14 protein-coding genes are annotated in these 19,084 nt (G+C 60.8%); 2 read left to right on the top strand and 12 right to left on the bottom strand.

All coding sequences use genetic code 11. The features are described from left to right. Window positions 1-163 precede the first annotated feature (163 nt). From AC3WP4_RS07245 to hflK (AC3WP4_RS07230), 4 genes are read right to left on the bottom strand one after another with little or no spacing between them, the layout of a single operon-like run. Complete coding sequence (locus AC3WP4_RS07245) at window positions 164-2,074, bottom strand: cation-translocating P-type ATPase (RefSeq protein WP_102614495.1); 1,911 nt, start codon at window positions 2,072-2,074, stop codon at window positions 164-166. Beyond that, on the bottom strand, window positions 2,071-3,129 hold the full coding sequence (gene hflK, locus AC3WP4_RS07240; protein ID WP_074872180.1) for a protease modulator HflK: 1,059 nt from the start codon (window positions 3,127-3,129) through the stop codon (window positions 2,071-2,073). Before hflK (AC3WP4_RS07240) ends, AC3WP4_RS07245 begins: the two co-directional genes overlap by 4 nt. After that, a complete protein-coding gene (gene hflC / locus AC3WP4_RS07235; protein WP_074872182.1) occupies window positions 3,126-4,160 on the bottom strand; it encodes a protease modulator HflC in 1,035 nt (344 codons plus the stop codon). The genes hflK (AC3WP4_RS07240) and hflC overlap by 4 nt, the downstream gene beginning before the upstream one ends. Beyond that, entirely contained in the window at window positions 4,157-6,115 is a 1,959-nt protein-coding gene (hflK, locus tag AC3WP4_RS07230; protein WP_102614573.1) for a protease modulator HflK, read from the bottom strand. The genes hflC and hflK (AC3WP4_RS07230) overlap by 4 nt, the downstream gene beginning before the upstream one ends. A gap of 212 nt (window positions 6,116-6,327) precedes the next feature. Here hflK (AC3WP4_RS07230) and lpdA point away from each other — a divergent pair, with 212 nt between their 5' ends. Next, the gene (lpdA, locus tag AC3WP4_RS07225) at window positions 6,328-7,728 is read left to right on the top strand and encodes a dihydrolipoyl dehydrogenase (RefSeq protein ID WP_102614494.1); all 1,401 of its coding nucleotides are present in this window, start codon (window positions 6,328-6,330) and stop codon (window positions 7,726-7,728) included. 124 nt (window positions 7,729-7,852) lie between these two features. On the opposite strand, the gene AC3WP4_RS07220 is transcribed toward lpdA, so the two are convergent. Then, entirely contained in the window at window positions 7,853-8,329 is a 477-nt protein-coding gene (locus AC3WP4_RS07220) for an Lrp/AsnC family transcriptional regulator (protein ID WP_074872185.1), read from the bottom strand. Window positions 8,330-8,474: 145 nt separating this feature from the next. Here AC3WP4_RS07220 and AC3WP4_RS07215 point away from each other — a divergent pair, with 145 nt between their 5' ends. Then, a complete protein-coding gene (locus AC3WP4_RS07215; RefSeq protein ID WP_102614493.1) occupies window positions 8,475-9,104 on the top strand; it encodes a LysE family translocator in 630 nt (209 codons plus the stop codon). Here AC3WP4_RS07215 and AC3WP4_RS07210 read toward each other — a convergent pair whose 3' ends face one another. The 7 genes from AC3WP4_RS07210 to AC3WP4_RS07180 all read right to left on the bottom strand — a co-directional run bounded on the left by AC3WP4_RS07210 (window position 9,105) and on the right by AC3WP4_RS07180 (window position 18,963). Beyond that, entirely contained in the window at window positions 9,105-11,225 is a 2,121-nt protein-coding gene (locus tag AC3WP4_RS07210; RefSeq protein ID WP_074872189.1) for a hypothetical protein, read from the bottom strand. Beyond that, on the bottom strand, window positions 11,212-12,408 hold the full coding sequence (locus AC3WP4_RS07205) for a DUF3142 domain-containing protein (RefSeq protein WP_102614492.1): 1,197 nt from the start codon (window positions 12,406-12,408) through the stop codon (window positions 11,212-11,214). Before AC3WP4_RS07205 ends, AC3WP4_RS07210 begins: the two co-directional genes overlap by 14 nt. Window positions 12,409-12,519: 111 nt before the next feature. Next, window positions 12,520-14,550: a pyridoxamine 5'-phosphate oxidase family protein gene (locus AC3WP4_RS07200; protein WP_102614491.1), complete on the bottom strand. Its 2,031-nt coding sequence runs from the start codon at window positions 14,548-14,550 to the stop codon at window positions 12,520-12,522. A gap of 63 nt (window positions 14,551-14,613) precedes the next feature. Then, entirely contained in the window at window positions 14,614-15,240 is a 627-nt protein-coding gene (locus AC3WP4_RS07195; protein ID WP_102614490.1) for a glutathione S-transferase family protein, read from the bottom strand. Window positions 15,241-15,371: 131 nt separating this feature from the next. Beyond that, a complete protein-coding gene (locus AC3WP4_RS07190) occupies window positions 15,372-16,274 on the bottom strand; it encodes a LysR family transcriptional regulator (protein WP_102614489.1) in 903 nt (300 codons plus the stop codon). Between the two features lie 78 nt (window positions 16,275-16,352). Continuing rightward, window positions 16,353-18,185, bottom strand: coding sequence for a glutamine--fructose-6-phosphate transaminase (isomerizing) (gene glmS / locus AC3WP4_RS07185; RefSeq protein ID WP_102614488.1), 1,833 nt, complete (start codon window positions 18,183-18,185; stop codon window positions 16,353-16,355). 1 nt (window position 18,186) lies between these two features. Then, window positions 18,187-18,963, bottom strand: a complete 777-nt coding sequence (locus AC3WP4_RS07180) for a DeoR/GlpR family DNA-binding transcription regulator (protein WP_102614487.1) — start codon at window positions 18,961-18,963, stop codon at window positions 18,187-18,189. Window positions 18,964-19,084: the final 121 nt, after the last annotated feature.

Genomic DNA, 19,084 nt, shown 5'->3' with positions numbered 1-19,084 from the left:
TAACGAATTGATCGCCCTTTTCCATGATTCGTAACGCTCGAACCCACCGTCGCGAATTCACAAAAGTGATTGCCCTCACGTAGATGACTACGAATTCGTCGTACAGTTCTGAAAACTTCAAACCGCCCGGGATCGCGCTATTTAGAGCATTCACCCGGCGGCCTCAATCCTCATCCTCAAGCTTGAGCAAGGGTTCCTGAAAACGCAGTAAACGCCCGGCGTTCCCCAACACCAGCAGCGTGCTGAAATTGTGCAACAGCGCAGCAATCATCGCACCCGCAGCGCCAAGCCAGCCGAAAGCGGCGAAGGCTACAATCGCCAGCGTCCAGCCCAGACCGATGATCACGTTAACCTGCAAGGTGTGCCGGCATTGGCGACTCAAGCGCACACACGTGCCGAGTCGACGCAGGTCGCTGCCGATCAGCACGATGTCGGCCGAGGCCAGCGCGATGTCCGCCCCGCCCGCGCCCATGGCGACGCCGACCACCCCGGCCTTGAGCGCCAGCGAATCGTTGATCCCGTCTCCCACGACCATCGGCCGGAAGCCGCTGCCGATTTCCTTCAGCACGCGATTGAGTTTGTCCTCGGGCAACGCTTGAGCTTCAACGTCGCTGATCCCGACATTACGCGCCAAGGTGTGTGCGACGCTTTGCCGATCACCTGTCAACAGCAACTGCCGGCCCAACCCCAATTCACGTAGCTCGCTCAAGGCAAATCGCGCCTCGGGTTTGACGCTGTCGGCCAGCAACAGCCAGGCGAGGAATTCACCGTTGAGCGCCAGCCCGGCAATCGGGCCATCGTGGTCGGGGACATTTGAAGTGGTGATACCCAATTGCGCGAACAATTCCGGACGACCGAGCGCCGCCTCGCCCTGCTCCGTCATCGCCACCACGCCCAACCCCTGACGCTCGTGGATGTCGGAGAGCAGCAGGAAATGTTCCTGGGTGACCAACCCGGCGAGCGCGCGGCTGACCGGATGACTGCTGGCTGAACCGAGGCTGGCAGCGAGTTTAAGGACGTGACTGCGATCCTCGAGCGGACTGTCGATGGATTGCAAACGCAAGGTGCCAAAGGTCAGGGTTCCGGTCTTGTCGACCACCAGTGACGTCAGGTCTGCCAACTCTTCGAGGAACGCGGAGCTGCGAATCAGAATCCCGTGCCGAGCGGCCACCGCCACCCCGGCAATCGCCGTGGCGGGTGCCGACAACACCAGCGCGCAAGGACAGGCCGCCACTAACACGGCGAGCATGGCCTGGGCATCGTTAGTGACGAACCAGGTCACGGCGGCCAGCAGCAACACCAGCACCATGTAGCTGCCGGCGTAGCGTTCCAGCAAACGCGTGATCGGTGGTTTGGAACGCTCGGCACTTTGCATCAGCGCGATGACTTTGCCGAGGGTCGACTCATTGCCGGTGCGAGTCACCTCGATGCGCAGCAGACCGTCGAGGTTGATCGCGCCGCCGAAGACTTGCATGCCGACGCCCGCCTCCATCGGCACCGATTCGCCAGTAATCGAAGCGGTGTCCAGGCTCGCCTGACCCGACAACACCCGACCATCCGCCGGCACTCGATCACCCGCGCGCACCTCGACCAGGTCGCCCGCCTTGAGTGTGCCGTTATCGACTTCGACGATAGAGCCATCGGCCTGAACTTTGCGCGCGTGGCTGCGCGTCAGTTTGCCGAGGGCGCGAATCGCCTCCTGCGAGCCGATCACGCTGCGCTCTTCCAGCACGTGACCGAAGATCATGATGATCGGCAGCAACGCCGCGGTCAGCAGATCACCCGTGGCCCACGCCCCGAGCATGGCCAGGGCGATCAATTGATCGGTGATCCCGTGCAGGCTCGGATAACGCAGGCTGTACCAGGCTGAACGCATCACGGGCACGGCGACCAACAACGAAGCAAAACCCAGCAGCAATTGACTGACGCCCGTCTGCTCCGGAGACAACCAGCGCCAGGTCAGGCCGAGCGCGAGCAGGCCAAGTGCGAGCATGGCCAAGGTCAACTGGCGGGCGGCGCTGCGTTGTTCAGCCGAGGACAACATGCTCGGTGCGGCGGCGGTTGGAGTGGTCATTGTGCAGCTCCCTGAATGATCAGGCGGGAATCGTCTTTCGGATTGACCGTGGTCACCGAACCGGCTTGACCGAGAATCTTCGGCATCCGCTCGCGATAGATGCGCAGCAGCATTTGCGGGTCGGTCCCTTGTTGTTGCGCCTTGGCCAGGCTCAACACCGTGGCCGTGTCCGCCGAGGCTTTGGCCAGCCGTTCGCTCGCTTGGGCGTGAGCGACTTGCAGCGTGCGATCGGCTTGTTCGTTGGCGGTCTGAGTCAGTTTCTCCGCTTCGGTACGAGCATTGGCCACCGCTTTGTCGGCTTGTTGACTGGCGGTCAGAACAGCGTTGAAAGCGTTGACCGCGGGCCCCGGCAGACTCGATTGCACGTCGACTCGTGCCACTTCAATGCCTAACCCCTGCCCGGTCGCGGTCAGGTCAGCCAGGCGCCGATTGATGCCTTGCACCAGATCACCGCGTAGACGTTCGCGTCGTTCGGCAGCCTGTTTATCCGCGCCGATGAGTTCTGGGCGCGCCACCAGAATGGTGTCCAGATCTCGTGCGGCAGTGAGGGTCACCGCGCTGCGAGTCACCAATCGATCCAATGCCGGCAGCACGTGTTCGCCTTGAAGGACGAAGGCATAGGGCTCGGTGACTTTGTAGAAAACCCGCACATCCAGTTGCACCACGCCCGCGTCACCGGTGAGCAGATATCCGGAGCCGGCGAGTGCATCGCTGATCGGTGTGGCGAAACTCGCCACTCGGTCTGCCTGCAATGCTGCATCGGTGCGCAACAGGTTTTCCACCCGACGCTCCATCACCCGATCCGCCGCGGGCAACAAAATCACCTGCTCAAACGGACGGGGCCAAGCCAACAACAGGCCAGCATTCTGGATGCGATCCAGTGCGCCGAAGTGCAAAACCACCGCGCGATTTTGCGGATCAATCTGCCGCACATTGGAAAATGCCCACACCAAAGCGGCCAGCACTGTCACGGCATAAAGAGCCAAAAAAGCCAATCGCCCCGCCTGAATCCAGGGACTGCTTAACTCGTTTGTTCCACGTGGAACTAATTTCATGGCTGCGACCCGGACTTGTTATCGAGGGTCGGCGGACCGTCAACCAACACCCGGAACGGCGCGGCGTCGGTACGCAGAATCAGTTTTGTGCCGGGCGTGACGATCGTGCCTAGTGTGTCGAGGGAGCGCAGCAGGTTATAGAGCTGAGGAGACCCAGCGTAGGCGCGACCATAAATTTGTGCGGCTTCGACGCGCGATTGCGCTTCGATATCGGCCGCTTTCACCGTCGCATCGGCTTGTACGATTCGTGCATCACGCTCGGCGGCAGAACGGATTTGCGCCGCTTCGCGCTTGCCGATGGCCGTGCGTTCGGTGGCGATTGTTTCACGCTCGGCACGCATACGATCAACCGTGGCAGTGAGGGTTACCGACGGCAACGTCAGACGTTCGATACCGACTTGCAGCACCCGCACGCCATAAGTGGTGAGCAGCTGCTGATCGATTTGCTGACGCAACTGCGCTTCAAAGTCAGCGATGCGTACTTGGTTGGCGTCGGTGTTCACCAGGTTAGCCAGATCAAAACTGCTGGCCGTGGTTTCCAGCGCCGACCCCACAAACGTGCGAATCTGCCGCGCGGCTTCGTCCGGCTGATTCTGTACGGCGCGCATGAAACGTTGCACGTTGTCCGGATCGCCCTGAACCTGCCAGGCCACATAAGCCTGAACGATGATGCGCAAACCGTCCCGCGTGCCGACGTCCTGTAATCCACTCGAAGTCGTGCGCAGTCGCAGATCGACAGGAATCGCCGCTTCAAAAGGAGCAGGCCAACGCCAGCCAAGACCTGGTTCCAGCAATACCCGCGACGGATTACCGAAACGCGTGATCACCGTGGCCTCCCCCGAACGCACTTGAACCAGGCTCGCCGCCGCGATGGCGAACGCCACCAGCAACGCTGCCCAGCCCATTCGCCGCCATGGGAACGGGCCCGCTTCCTGGGGATCACCGTGGTGGTGATGGCCGTGATGATGTCCGCCATGACCGTGATCGTGGCCAGTGTGGTCATCGTGATCGTGAGTGTGCGACTGGCTCAATTGGCAGCTCCTGGCTGAGCGGTTTTACGCGCCGGCGCCGGATCAGCCGGCAGCGTGAAGGTACGGAGGTCAATGGTCGGCGCGTTACTGCTGCCGCCCAGGCGATGATCGAGCACCAGCAATTTGGCATTGGCCAAGCCCTGGGACAGTTGACTCAAGTACTGCTCCAGCACGAAGGCCTGGCCGGCGCTGGCGTAGGCTTTTTGCTCGGCACTGAATTTCAAGTCAGCCGCTTGGGCGGTGGCGTTGATTTCACGTGCGCTGGCCGTCGCTTGATCGCGAGCGATGCTGGCCTGCAATTGCGCCTGGTTGGTGGCTTGCGCCGCCGCCCCACGCTCGCGGGAAATCAATGCCTGGGCGCCAATCTGCGCAGCCTGGACGCCGTGATAAGCATTGGCGGCACCGGCCGGCGGATGAATCGCCTCGACCACGGTGGCGAGAATTTCCACGCCGCTGTCGAGTTTTTGCAGGTCAGCCTGTACCGCCCGGCCAATCTCTTCGGCGAGCCCGACCCTGTCCGCGCCGAGCAAACCGTCGAGGGTACGCGAGGCGAAATCGTGGACCAGAATCCGGCTGGCGGTGCTGCGAATCAGCGTCGGGACATCGGCACTGTTGTAGGTCGCCGCCAACGCCGCTTGATCGCTCAGGCCGATGCGGTAGACGAAACGCACGTCCATGTTGACGATCTGGAAGCTCTGCTTGTCGGCTCGACTGCTGGCGATAACCTGGGATTTGTCATTCACATGGCTCGCGTCCCACAAGCGATTGGCAATCGCGGGCGCCGGGCCTTCAGCGGGATCGGCCACGACCGGCGCCGGTGTGTCGCCCACACTGGTGGCCAACTCATGGACCACACCGTTCTCGACGCTCAACACTCGGCCCAACGGCCAAGGCAAACCTGCGTGCAAACCGGGACCGAACACCTCCCCCGGTTTGCCGAATCGCTCGTAGATGCCTCGCCCTTGCATGGGGATTTCATGAATGCCGGTGAGTGACCAGCCCACTATCGAAACCACGGCCAGCACCGGCAAAAATGCCCGACGCATGTAGGTGAAAGCCCAGATCTGCCGCAGGTCGATGCCGAAGCGGTTGTGCAATTCGTGCTGCAACGCCAACAAGGGTTGCGGCGGCCAGCGCAGCATGTCGGCGACGAAGCTGCGCGCCAGCAACGCCGGTTCGAGTTGTTCGCGCTGCGGGCTGAACAATGACAGCAAAGCGCGCAACAGCAGCTCGGCGGCGACCAACCCTGGTAGCAAACCCATCAGTACCGCCAGACGCACCGGCCAGACCGAGGTTTCGCTCCCAAGCAACAAGCACAAAGCGCTGAGCACCAGACCAATGATCGCCACTCGAGTCAGCTGCGCCAGCGACGCTGCTTCGGGCCACTGGGCGGCGTTTTCCTGTGCCAGTTGTCGCTCCAACACCAACAAACCGAAAGCCAGCAACAAGGACAGCGCTGCACCGACACTGGCCGACAATCCCAGTGCGGCCGGCGGCAGTGCAAGGTTCCATACCTGTTCTATGCTCACCAACGTCAACAGCGACCAACCCGCGAGCCACAGTGTCGGCGCGCCGATCTGCACCAGCATTCGCAACCATCGCTGGCTGAGCCTATCCAGCAGCCGTTCGTACCAACCTACCGGGGCAACGACTTCGTCAGCAACGACAACCTGCACCACTGGGTTCAATGCCCGCGCACGCCACTGCGTCACCCACCAGGCCGATTGCAAACCGGCGACCAGCACCAGCAAACCGGCGCTCTGATTGACCAGCAACGCGGGCCACAGGGACTGTGGCGCAAACAACCCGACAAAAAACGCCAGCAACCAACCAATTGCCGCCAGAGCGCCGAGACCGATTGCGAACTGACGCAATCGCCGCCCTTGAAAAACCGCCTGCTGGAAACGCGGCAGCCCGGCTACTTGCGTCCCATCGACATCGAGATCGACTTGCATACCACCCCAGTTATCGTTGCTCATATCGCAATTCGTTACGATATAACGAAAGCCGTGAAATTTCCGTTCTTAAATGCTGCATCTAAAAGCTCTCAACCTGTCGCTTGGCTGAAGCCTTGACCGAACTGCCGCGCAACGCACATATTACGTTCGTAATTTTATCCAGGAACTACGGTTACCCATTCCGATCCGATTCACTCCAGGAGTACACCATGAGCATCTATGACGTCGTGATTCTGGGCGGAGGCCCCGGCGGTTATAACGCGGCGATCCGCGCCGGTCAGTTGGGCCTCAGAGCAGCCTGCATAGAAGGACGCGCCACGCTCGGCGGCACCTGCCTGAACGTCGGGTGCATGCCGTCAAAAGCGTTGCTGCATGCTTCCGAACTCTACGACGCTGCCATGGGCGCGGAATTCGCCAACCTGGGGATCGAAGTCAAACCCACACTCAACCTCGCGCAGATGATGAAACAAAAGGATGAAAGCGTTGCCGGGTTGACCAAGGGCATCGAGTTTCTGTTTCGCAAAAACAAAGTCCACTGGATCAGGGGCTGGGGCCACATCGACGGGCCCGGCAAAGTCACGGTGACCGACAACCAGGGCGGCAAGACCGAACTGACCGCGAAGAACATCATCATCGCCACCGGCTCCGAGCCCACTCCCCTGCCCGGCGTAGACATCGACAACAAACGCATCCTCGATTCGACGGGCGCACTGTCGCTGGCTGAAGTGCCCAAGCATCTGGTGGTGATCGGCGCTGGAGTGATCGGTCTGGAGCTGGGTTCGGTGTGGCGGCGTCTGGGCGCTCAGGTGACGGTAATCGAGTTTCTCGACCGGATCTGCCCCGGTGTGGACAGTGAAGCCGGCAAAACCCTGCAACGTTCGTTGAGCAAACAGGGCATCGAATTCAAATTGAGTTGCAAGGTCACCCGCGCCACAACCTCCGCCACCGGCGTTCAACTCAGCGTCGAGCCCGCGGCTGGTGGCACGGCCGAAACGATTGAAGCGGATTACGTGCTGGTATCCATCGGCCGCCGGCCTTACACCCAAGGCCTGGGGCTGGAAAACGTTGGCCTCGCCACGGATAAACGCGGCATGCTCGCCAACAAGCGCCATCGCACTGAAGCGGCTGGTGTCTGGGTAATTGGCGACGTCACGTCCGGGCCGATGCTCGCCCATAAAGCCGAAGACGAGGCCATGGTCTGCATCGAGCAGATTGTCGGCAAAGCGGCCGAGGTCAACTACGACCTGATCCCCAACGTGATCTACACCAAACCCGAACTGGCCAGCGTCGGCAAGACCGAAGAGCAGCTCAAGGCCGAAGGCCGCGCCTACAAGGTTGGCAAGTTTCCCTTCACCGCCAACAGTCGGGCCAAGATCAATCACGAAACCGAAGGCTTCGCCAAAGTGCTGGCCGATGAGCGCACCGACGAAGTTCTCGGCGTGCACCTGGTGGGTCCAAGCGTCAGTGAAATGATTGGCGAATATTGCGTAGCCATGGAGTTCAGCGCTTCTGCCGAAGACATCGCCCTGACCTGCCATCCACACCCGACTCGCTCCGAGGCCTTGCGCCAGGCGGCGATGAATGTGGAGGGGATGGCGACGCAGATGTAATGGTGTTGCCCCTGATCGTTCCCACGCTCTGCGTGGGAATGCAGCCCGGGGCGCTCCGCGTCCCTTCCGAAGCCGAACGCGGAGCGTCCGTTGAGGCATTCCCACGCAGAGCGTGGGAACGATCTTAGTTCGCGGGTAAATGTTCCAGCGGCAACGCCCCCGGCGTCTTCACGGTATGAATCGCAAAGTTGCTGCGGATGTCGCTCACGCCCGGCAACTTCAGCAACCGCCCCGTGAGGAAACGGTCATAGGCGCGCAGATCCGGCACCACCACTTGCAGCAGAAAATCCGATTCCCCTGACACCAGAAAAGCCGAAATCACCTCGGGCAACGCGGTCACGGCCAGGCGAAAGGCTTCGGCCTGTTCATCGTTGTGCCGTTCGACCTTGACCCCGACAAACACCGTCAGCCCAAGCCCCACTTCGTCGCGATCCAGATTGGCCTGGTAACCGCGTATGACCCCGGCTTCTTCAAGCATCCGTACCCGGCGCAAACAAGGCGAGGCGGACAGGCCGATCTCGTCAGCCAGTTGCACATTGCTCAGGCGACCGTCCCGTTGCAGGGCTGCGAGAATCTTGCGGTCATAGGCGTCGAGTTTCATGATTTGGCAGATCCTGATGGTTTTCCTGCAATTGAGTGGCAGGTTATGCCAACCACAAGCATTTTAGAAGCGAACTACGCAACCACCTGCCCCGCCCTTCGCCCATAGACTGGCCGTACCGAATCGACAACGAAGGGGGTGCAACGTGGCAGGACTCTGGGTGTTTTTCATGGCGCTGGCGGTGGTCTATCTGTTGCCGGGCCCGGACATGATCCTGCTGTTGCAGACCGGCGCTCGTCAGGGCAAAGGCGCGGCGTTGGCCACTGCGGTGGGTCTGGGCATTGCCCGCGGTTGCCATGTGGCCTTGGCAGCGTTGGGGTTGGCGGCACTGTTCAAGGCTGCGCCCTGGACGTTCGACGTGGTACGCCTGGCCGGGGCCGCCTATCTGCTGTGGATCGGCATTCAATGCCTGCGAACCACCATGCTGCCGAATTTGAGCGGAGCAGACGCCACCACCGAGAAACCTCGCTGGCGCGCAGCGATCCAGCGCGGTTTGCTGACTAACCTGCTCAACCCCAAAGCCTTGCTGTTCTGCTCCGTGCTGCTGCCGCAGTTCATCGATCCACACGCCGGACCGGTGCTCGCACAATTTGCGACCCTCGGGATAGTGCTGGTCGGTGTCGGTTTGCTGTTCGACAGCGCTTACGCACTGACCGGCGCAGCGCTGGGCCGTTGGCTGCAACGCAGTCCTTCAGCCCAGCGCGTGCAGCAGTGGCTGTTCGGCAGCTTGTTGATCGGCTTCGCCGTGCGGCTGACCTTTGTGCAACAGGCTTGATTACGCCAGCGCCTTGCGCTTGCGGCGATTGATCAGCACCAGCGCTACCGCTGTGAACACAACAACGCCGCCCGCTTGCAGCCATTTTTTGTAAGGTCGCAAGGCCGAGCGAACAGGGTCCAATGCCTGGGTTACATAACGTTTGTCAGCGTTCTGGAAATCAGGATAGGGACAATGGAGACCGAAGTTCACTGCCCAATACACGTACGGCCCTTCTTTTACATAGCGTTGGTAGAAGGCGCTTTCTTCTTCAAGGCTGCTGTTCCACCCCGCCGCATCACACAGCACTGCCGCAAAGGCCGCACTGGAATGCGGCAAATTGTCCGCTGCGCGACTGGCTAATGCGGTGGCGACAAAACGATAGTGGTAGCGCTGATCGGGCAGGGCTGCGCTTGCCAGCTGACGTTTGACTTCACCTTCAGCCACTAATGAACCGACCTTGAGTTCGCTGTTTTCGAGACTGTAATTACCACCGAAGGTCGCGTAATCCGGGGACATCTCGTAGCCCAACAACTCCATTCCGTCGAAACGCGCCAGTGTCGCTGCTTGGTAATAAGCGAATGCCCGTTTGGTCGGCCACCATTTGGATTCGGCGTCGTGGCGCCACTGCCCGTACCACGTAGCCTTGTGTTGCAACTCGACGTTCTCGAAGTACGCCGGTGCCTCGTCGTACCGCTCTTCGCGCAGTAAGCGCCGCCCGAGCAAATTGCGCAGTTTCGCCGCCACCGGTAACTGCACATAGTTGTCGCGATCCTGCTGAGTCAGAGGGGGCGGTGCCGGCACTTGAGTGTCGACGTATTGCTTGAGCTCATCGACGGTCAACACCCGCTCGGCGACCGTGGCGGCGTCGAACCAGTAGATATCCTTACTGCGATAAAGCTGATCGAACGCTTGCAGGTAATCCCCGCGTTGCAACGCCAGGATCGCGCTTTCACCCTCGACCCGGCACTTGGGCTGAAGTGTTTCGAAGTCCCAGTCTGGCGTGCGCCGCTCGCCCCACGACTCATTCTGCGGGAAGGCCTGGGCAGCCTTGGCGTATGCCGCGGCAGCCGCGTTTTTATCGCCATCGCGCACGGCCAGTTTGGCCCGCAGCCACCACGCCAGTCCGCCATCACCGGCGTGTTCGAGGAACGCCTTGGCGCTGGCGTAATCACCCTGTTGATAATTCACCGCCGCCAGGCGATCCGCGTTATCGAGGCTGCCGCGGGTGCTGTTTTGCAGCAGTTTGATCAGTTTCAATTCGTTCGGCGGTTGATCACCGAATGACCAGCCCAGTCGGCTGATCAACGACGCGGTCACCAGTTGCTGCACTGGTTTGCCCTCGAGCAACACGGCCAGTTGATCCTCCGGCAGTGCCGCGAGGTCGGCTACCAGCAGTTTCAGCGAGGTGTAACCCACCGCCGAACCCTGCAGGTTTTGCGTGGCATAAAGTTCGATAGCGCGGTTCCAGTCGCCGGCCGTGCGGGCGACGCGGGCTTCTTCGCCGAGGCTGGCGACGCCCAGCTCCAGCGGGTCACTGAAGCCGTCGATGCTCAGTTGACGGGCCTGCTCGAAGGCCTTTGCCGATTGAGCCAACACGTCAGGGCCAGCGTCCGCTTCGGAACTCATGGCAAACAGCGCCCGACCTAGCGAATAAGCCGCCCACGTGCTGCGCAACACCCGTTGATCCGCCGGCAGTGCCAGCACCTTTTGGAAGTACTCGGCGGCCAGTCCATGATCGCCGGCATTGAATGCCACAGCGCCGGCCAGATAGAGCTTGAGCTCCGGCGGAAGGCTCGCGCCCTGACTCTCGACCTCCTGCGCATCGGTCAGGCTGCGCAACTGTTTCACCCGCGCTTGCTGCTCAGCCGTCAAACCGGATTGCTCAGCCTTATCCCGCTGTTCTGCGTAGTCGGGCGCCTCCATGTTATAGGCAGTTTCGCTGACGTTCTTCAGCCCGGCGACCGCATGCCCGAGGCGACTGATTTCAAACCTGAAATTTCCTTCCGGCAGTTCCGCCAGCGACTGACCGCGGTTGTCCAGCAGACGCATCGGGAAATCCGGCCCACAGGCCAGTGCCGAACCCAGCGGCAGGCTGAGGCTCAGGCAAAGCAGATGGCGGGGCCAGTTACGGGTCAACATTCGAACCTCCTTGATCAATATGCGCGCAACGAGCCCAACCCATGGCGCGCTGCCCGCCCGCCGGTATTCGACCGTCGCGCAGGCGGGTGAAGGTAAGCAGATCCGGCCGCTGTTGCAATGCATAACCGGCCAGCGCATCGGCACCGTCACAGCCCTGCACCGCGAGAGTCAGGCGTTCGGGCCAGGCGCTGTCGAGGTTGCCCTGATTGCTGAGGCTGATGTCGTAGAGATCGTTCTGCACCGAGAGTTTCAACGCCAGTCGACTGTCGAGGGCATCGCCGCGCGCCACGGCGCCCAGGGTCGTCAGGCTCCAGGCCCGGCGGTCGCTCGCCAGCGGCAAACGAAACCAGATCAGTCCTGCAAGATGAGCGGGCGGATCGTTGCGCAACTCGGTCGCGAGCCGACTCAGTTGCTGCGGGTCGGCCAGCAATTCCCGGCGCTTGCCGCCTCGTTCTATCGGCACTTCGCTTTCCACTACCGGCGCACTGCCCTCTCCCGGAAACAACGCCACGCCATAAGCCGGCAGCGCCAGATAGAAAGGTTTGGCAGCGATGCGGCTCCAGGCCTTGGTCCATTGCCTAGCCTGATCCGCGTCGAACAAACCAAGACGCGGATCGCTCACCGCGTGCACCTGCAACACGCTGCTGTCGACTGTGGATAACAATGCCGGCAACTCGGGGCTGGCAAGCCAGGCCGGCAATGCGGTGATGCTCAACGGCAGAGAGGCAGGCAGAACTGCGCGCAGGTGCATAAGAAATTCGCGGTAGGCCGGTAGACGAGCATTACCGGCATCGTGGTCGATTTCCACGCCGGAGAGATTCAACCCCTGCCCTTGCCAATCGCCGAGGACTTGCCGGATCTGCGCGGTGACTACGTCCCGATCCAGCGACTTGAGTTGGCCATCAAGACGAATCACCGCGATCAGTGGCCGCCCATCGCGTTTGAGCAGCGCCGGGTCAATCCGCGCCCGGCTCCAACCCGCCTCGGGGAATGCCTGCAAGGCCAGCACCCGCAGGGTGGAAAAGTCAGCGCGGCTGTCCCTCAGCGCTGATTCGTGGGCCGGTGTCCATTGCCGTTGCCAGACGTAAAGTTGCTGATCAAGCGGTGGCGCGTCCTGTCGTTCGCAACCGCTGAGCATCGCCATCATCGCCAGCAAACCGATCATGCGAATGAAAAAAACCATCAAAAGTCTTATCCCTGAAATGCAGAAAGGGCCTCTCAAGGCCCTTTTTCGCTCTGCTCGCTACCCTACTTAGCCAGTGGCTTGCGGGCAATGATCACCGGTGCTGAATCATCAAATATCCAATACCAAAGGTTGCGATCCCTGCGCCGGAATCGCACAGCAAATCAGCACCTGTCCGTCGTCCGGCACTTCGGCTGGCGGCTGTGGATAATTCACCTGCCCGCTGATCAGCCGGGTCTTGCAGGTCCCGCAGGAACCGCCGCGACAGCTGAATTCCGGGCGCAATCCACGGCTTTCCGCCAACTCCAGCAAACTGCCACCGTCCGGTTGCCAGCGCGCCTCTTTAGCCGAGCGCTGAAACACCACCGGCACCGAGGTGGTAGCAGCGGGCGGTTGCTCGATGACCACCGCGTCGGGGTCCGGCACTCGGCGCAAGGTCGAGGGGCCGAAGGTTTCGGCGTGAATCCTTGCATCACGGATGTGCAGCTCCCGCAGGCCGTCGTACAGCCCTTGGGTAAAACTGCCCGGACCGCATAGGACAAAATCCAGCTGATCGTAGTCCTCCACTTCAAGGAGGGTCTTGAGCAGCCCGGTGTCGATCCGCCCTGTCAGGTCAAAATCCTCACCCTCCAAGGCCCCGGCTTCCGGCTGACTCACCAGACGCAACACCCTGACCGCATCCCCTGTGCCCTCGAGCAAACGATCCAGCTCAGGACGAAACACTTGATCGGCCAACGTGCTCGAACTCTGGAAAAACCAGGTCGGCCGGATACGGCGGGTGCGCAGGCCCTGGTAAACCACCTCGCGCAGCATCGACAGCAACGGCGTGATGCCGACACCGGCAGCCAACAACACCAGCGGCCGACGCTCATCAGGTGCCACGGTGAAATGCCCCTGAGGCGCACGGGCCTCCAACAGATCACCGACGCGCACCTGTTCATGCAGGTGCGAAGACACCAAGCCTTCACGCTTCACACTGATGCGGAAAAAATCATCGGACGGCGCACTCGACAGGCTGTACGTGCGGATGTGCACCTCGCCGGCAATGTTGAAACGCAGCGGCAAATGCTGTCCGGCCTGAAACACTGGCAACCCCGCGCCGTCGGCAGGCTCCAGATAAATCGAGCGGATGTTGTGGCTTTCTTCTTTGATGCGCGCCACCCGCAGCGGCCGCCAACGATCGCCCAACGCCTGGGCTTGCAGACGGGCATTGGCCTGCTCCCAGGTGCCGGTGAGCAAACTGGTGGGTGACACGCCGTCGAAGCGCCAGCGCAGAGCAAGCGCGGCGGGCCGACGCACAACGCGTTCCACCTCGAATGTCCACAAGCGCTCGGCCCCTTGAAACGCCTCGACCTGCGGCCCTTCAAGAATGACTTCGGTGCGGCCGCTGAGGTGCAGCAGGTCTCCCGAATTGAAATCGATAAACAGCAAACCGGCCCGGGGATTGAGCAGCAGGTTGCCCAAGGTGTTGAAAAACAGGTTGCCGGCGAAATCCGGAATGGTCAGGCGATTGCCTTCTACCTGTACGAAACCGGCCTGGCCGCCGCGGTGGGAAACGTCCACCGAGCGCTGGCCATCAACGTCCACGTAACTGGCGACAAAGAATGTATCGGCTCCCGCGATCAGGGATTTGGCCGCTTCATCCAGCCCGTTGAGGTGTTGCGCGATGCGAGTCGACGGCTCCGCCAACGGCACCGAGCGAAACTGCCGCAATTGGATGTATTGCGGGCAATTGCCGAAAGACTGTTCAACCGCCACATCGAAGCCGCTCGCCGTCATCGCGCCGACTCGGCCGTTGAGACGATTGCGGCGACGGGTGTGCAGTTCTATCCCCAGCAGGCCGATCGCCGAGCCGTCCGTTAATTGCGCCGGATCATCAGCCCCCGGCAGGCTGCTAAATTGCAGCGCACCCGGCGTTGGCGAGTGAGCGAAACCCGGTGGCCCTTCAAGAATACTGGCCCAGGGATTACCGTCGGCATCCACCGCGCCGTACAGCATGAACGGCAATTGCTCATAAAACGTGCGGTGCTGATCCGGCATCTCGCGACGAATCACCTTACGACCGAGCACCTCCATTCGCTCGGCAATGCCCACATGAACCTGCAATTGTTTTTCGCCGGCGTGCCAGGGTGAACGATCCACAACGACTTCTCCCCTGCGCCATCGGCGCAGTGTGAACAACCCGACAATGACGGGCCGTAAGCATCAGGCGGTTTTTTGCAGACCGACCACAGTGCGCGGCATGCCGACAAACCCTGGCAAGGCTTCGATCCGTGCCAGCCAGGCGCGGATGTTGGCGTAGTCCTCCAGCGACACGTTGCCTTCTGGCGCATGGGCGATATAGCTGTAGGCAGAAACGTCGGCAATGGTTGGCTCGGCGCCAGCCAGATACGGCGTTGCGGCCAGTTCCTGATCGATCACTTTGAGCACGGTGTGGGAATAAGCGATCACTTCTTCAGCGTTGTAAGCCGCCCCAAACACCGTGATCAGCCTCGCCCTGGCGGGGCCAAAGGCAATCGGCCCTGCGGCAATCGACAACCAGCGCTGAACCTTGGCCGCCCCGACCGGATCGGTTGGCAGCCAACGTCCGTCGCCATATTTTTGCGCCAGATAAACCAGAATCGCGTTGGAATCGGCCAGCACCACGCCTTGATCATCGATGACCGGAACCTGGCCAAACGCATTGAGCGCGAGGAAGTCCGGCTGTTTGTGCGCGCCCTTGGCCAAGTCGACAAATACCAGCTCGGTGGGCAAATGCAGCAGGGACATCATCAGCTCTATGCGGTGAGCGTGGCCGGAACGTGGGAAGTTGTAGAGTTTGATCGCTTGCATGGTCGACTCCGCTGGGTGGTGGCGCTGTTGAACAGTGTTCAGCACCGATGGGGGGCTATCTTCCACCCGCACCCAAAACAACAGAATAACCAGCCAACGCAATCCATTATTTCATCTGATGAAATAAACCCTCACGCCTGCAAGGACGGATGCTCACGCAGCGCGCTCACCGCAAAATCCACAAAACTGCGAATCCGCGCAGGGGCCTTGCGCCCGCCCTGATAGACCACATGGATAGGCAATGGCGGCAGTTCGAAGTCCGCCAGAACGATTTCCAGCTCACCGGAAGCGACTTTGCTCGCGACCTGATAAGACAGAACCCGGGTCAGCCCCAAGCCCAGGCACGCCGCCGTAATCGCCGCCTGATTGGCCGTCACCACCAGGCGCGGCGTGGGTCGAACAGTCAGCGGCTCTCCCCCTTCGAGGAACGGCCAGGTTCTCGACTGACCGATAGAAGACGTCGCAACAACCGGCACCTGAGCCAGATCCTGAGGATGTCGAGGTCGACCATGGGCCGTCAGGAACCCCGGCGAGCCGCAAATCACCCGCCGAACCTCACCCACGCGAATCGCATGCTGATTACTGTCGGGCAACTCACCTATACGCACAGCGACATCGATGCCCTCCTCGACCATGCTGACCACTCGATCGACCAGCAACCCATTGATGCTGACTTCAGGAAACTGCGTCAGATAATTCACCATTACAGGCGTGACAAACAGCTCACCGAACAACACCGGCGCAGTAATCGTCAGTTGCCCACGCGGTTGGGTATGACTGCCCGCCGCCGAATCCTCGGCTTCCTGCACCTCGGCGAGAATCCTCCGACAGTCTTCCAGGTAACGCTGACCCGCCTCACTCAAATGCACACTGCGGGTAGTTCGCGTCAGCAGCACCGTGCCGATGCGTTTCTCCAGCGCTGCTACCGCACGGGTGACGCTAGCAGCCGACAGGCCCAAACGCCGCGCCGCCGCCGAGAAGCCTTGGTCTTGGGCGACGGCAGCGAAGACCTGCATTTCCTGGAATCGGTCCATGGGCGTGTCCTCAATTCAGATAAAAAAAATCGCAACCGAAGGCTGCGATTTTTAATGTTTCCATCACCTGTGGATAACTTATTCCACCGTCACCGACTTCGCCAGGTTACGCGGCTGGTCAACGTCGGTGCCTTTCAATACAGCAACGTAATACGAGAGCAACTGCAGCGGAATGGTGTAGAGGATCGGCGACAGGATGTCGTGGATGTGCGGCATTTGCACAACGTGCGTGCCTTCGCCATTGGTCATGCCAGCTTGTTCGTCTGCGAAGACAATCAGCTCGCCGCCACGGGCGCGGACTTCCTGGAGGTTGGATTTCAACTTCTCCAGCAGCTCGTTGTTTGGTGCCACGGTGACCACTGGCATGTCGTTATCCACAAGCGCCAACGGGCCGTGTTTCAGCTCGCCGGCCGGATAGGCTTCGGCGTGGATGTAGGAGATTTCCTTGAGCTTGAGCGCCCCTTCCATTGCCACCGGGAATTGCGCACCACGACCGAGGAACAGGGTGTGGTTTTTCTCGGCGAACAGCTCGGCGATTTTTTCGACGGTACCGTCCATGGCCAAGGCTTCGCCGAGGCGGGTTGGCAGGCGACGCAACTCTTCGACCAACGTGGCTTCGATGCCGTTGGCCAACGTCCCGCGAACCTGGCCCAGGGACAAGGTCAGCAACAGCAGACCGACCAATTGAGTGGTGAACGCTTTGGTCGAAGCCACACCGATTTCGCGACCGGCCTGGGTCAGCAAAGTCAGGTCGGATTCACGCACCAATGAGCTGATGCCGACGTTGCAAATCGCCAGGCTCGCGAGATAACCCAACTCTTTGGCGTTACGCAGTGCAGCCAGGGTGTCGGCGGTTTCGCCGGACTGGGAAATGGTCACGAATAACGTGTCGGCCTGTACCACTACCTTGCGGTAGCGGAACTCGCTGGCGACTTCGACCTGGCACGGGATGCCGGCCAGTTCTTCGAGCCAGTAACGAGCAACCATACCGGCGTGGTAGCTGGTACCGCACGCGACAATCTGCACGTTACGCACTTTGGCGAACAGCTCGGCTGCCTGTGGACCGAACGCTTCCACCAGCACTTGATTGTGGCTGATGCGACCTTCCAGGGTGCGCTGCACCACCACCGGTTGCTCATGAATTTCCTTGAGCATGTAGTGGCGGAATTCCCCTTTTTCAGCGGCTTCGGCGCCATCGCGGTACTGCACCGACTCACGCTCGACCACTTGGCCGCTCACGTCCCAGATCTGCACGCTGTCGCGGCGAATTTCGGCGATATCGCCTTCTTCCAGGTACATGAAGCGATCAGTGACCTGACGCAAGGCCAACTGATCGGAAGCCAGGAAGTTTTCACCCATGCCCAAACCGATGACCAGCGGGCTGCCGCTACGCGCGGCGACCAGACGATCCGGTTGCCGAGCACTGATCACCGCCAGACCGTAAGCACCGTGCAACTCTTTGACAGTAGCCTTCAGGGCCACGGTCAGATCCGGCAGATCCTTGAGTTTGTGGTGCAACAGGTGAGCAATGACTTCGGTGTCAGTGTCCGAGGTGAACACGTAACCCAAGGCTTTCAGTTGATCGCGCAGGGCGTCGTGGTTCTCGATGATGCCGTTGTGCACCACCGCCAGATCATCGGAAAAATGCGGGTGAGCGTTGCGCTCGCACGGCGCACCGTGGGTGGCCCAGCGGGTGTGGGCAATACCCAGGCGGCCGACCAGCGGCTCTTCAGCCAGCGCCAGTTCCAATTCACTGACCTTGCCCGGGCGACGCAGGCGCACAAGCTGTTCGTCATTGGTGTAGATCGCCACCCCTGCACTGTCATAGCCACGGTATTCCAGGCGTTTCAAGCCTTCGAGCAGGATGGCGGTAATGTTACGTTCTGCGACTGCGCCGACAATTCCACACATGCTATTTCTCCTGACTGACAGCCGCGAGGATCAAGTTGATTCCGCGGGCCTGTATCTGATCCCGTGCCTCGAGCGGCAGGCGATCATCGGTTATAAGGGTATGGACGCTGCTCCAGGGCAGCTCCAGGTTGGGAATCTTGCGGCCGATCTTGTCGGCCTCCACCATGACAACCACTTCCCGGGCGACTTCTGCCATGACCCGGCTCAGCCCAAGCAGTTCGTTGAAGGTGGTGGTGCCGCGAACCAGGTCGATGCCATCGGCACCGATGAACAACTGGTCGAAATCGTATGAGCGTAGTACCTGCTCGGCCACCTGCCCCTGAAAAGACTCGGAGTGCGGGTCCCAAGTGCCGCCGGTCATCAACAGGACCGGCTCATGCTCAAGTTCGCACAAGGCATTAGCGACGTGCAGGGAGTTGGTCATCACGACCAGGCCCGGCTGCTGGCCGAGTTCCGGAATCATCGCCGCCGTGGTGCTGCCGCTGTCGATGATGATCCGCGCATGCTCGCGAATCCGCCCAACGGCGGCGCGAGCGATGGCTTGTTTGTATTTGGATATCGGCTGACCGAGGTCGGCTACGAGTTCTTGAGGCAAGGTGATCGCTCCGCCATAACGGCGCAGCAGCAAACCGTTGCTCTCAAGCGCGGCGAGATCTTTGCGGATCGTGACTTCCGACGTTTCGAAGCGCTTGGCCAGCTCATCCACACTGACTTCGCCCTGCTCATTGAGCAAGGCGAGGATGTTGTGACGGCGTTGAGGTGTATTGCGTTTCGACATGGCTTAAGTTTCGATTCGAAAGATAGCGGAAGCAATCAAAACCTATTGGCGAAACAACGTCAAGCGCGGGGCGATAAAAAGACCTGCGGATAAAAGCATCGCGGGCAAGCCCTCTCCCACA

The sequence above is a fragment of the Pseudomonas sp. FW305-20 genome (assembly GCF_058788075.1).
This window is presented reverse-complemented; position numbering and strand designations above follow the sequence as displayed.

What these genes read in the sequence shown, in the direction of transcription:
- AC3WP4_RS07190 (WP_102614489.1), bottom strand. Translation starts at nt 16,274, where the DNA reads ATGGACCGATTCCAGGAAATGCAGGTCTTCGCTGCCGTCGCCCAAGAC.
- glmS (WP_102614488.1), bottom strand. Translation starts at nt 18,185, where the DNA reads ATGTGTGGAATTGTCGGCGCAGTCGCAGAACGTAACATTACCGCCATC.
- AC3WP4_RS07245 (WP_102614495.1), bottom strand. Translation starts at nt 2,074, where the DNA reads ATGACCACTCCAACCGCCGCCGCACCGAGCATGTTGTCCTCGGCTGAA.
- AC3WP4_RS07220 (WP_074872185.1), bottom strand. Translation starts at nt 8,329, where the DNA reads ATGAAACTCGACGCCTATGACCGCAAGATTCTCGCAGCCCTGCAACGG.
- AC3WP4_RS07180 (WP_102614487.1), bottom strand. Translation starts at nt 18,963, where the DNA reads ATGTCGAAACGCAATACACCTCAACGCCGTCACAACATCCTCGCCTTG.
- AC3WP4_RS07210 (WP_074872189.1), bottom strand. Translation starts at nt 11,225, where the DNA reads ATGTTGACCCGTAACTGGCCCCGCCATCTGCTTTGCCTGAGCCTCAGC.
- AC3WP4_RS07195 (WP_102614490.1), bottom strand. Translation starts at nt 15,240, where the DNA reads ATGCAAGCGATCAAACTCTACAACTTCCCACGTTCCGGCCACGCTCAC.
- AC3WP4_RS07205 (WP_102614492.1), bottom strand. Translation starts at nt 12,408, where the DNA reads ATGGTTTTTTTCATTCGCATGATCGGTTTGCTGGCGATGATGGCGATG.
- hflK (WP_074872180.1), bottom strand. Translation starts at nt 3,129, where the DNA reads ATGAAATTAGTTCCACGTGGAACAAACGAGTTAAGCAGTCCCTGGATT.
- hflK (WP_102614573.1), bottom strand. Translation starts at nt 6,115, where the DNA reads ATGCAAGTCGATCTCGATGTCGATGGGACGCAAGTAGCCGGGCTGCCG.
- lpdA (WP_102614494.1), top strand. Translation starts at nt 6,328, where the DNA reads ATGAGCATCTATGACGTCGTGATTCTGGGCGGAGGCCCCGGCGGTTAT.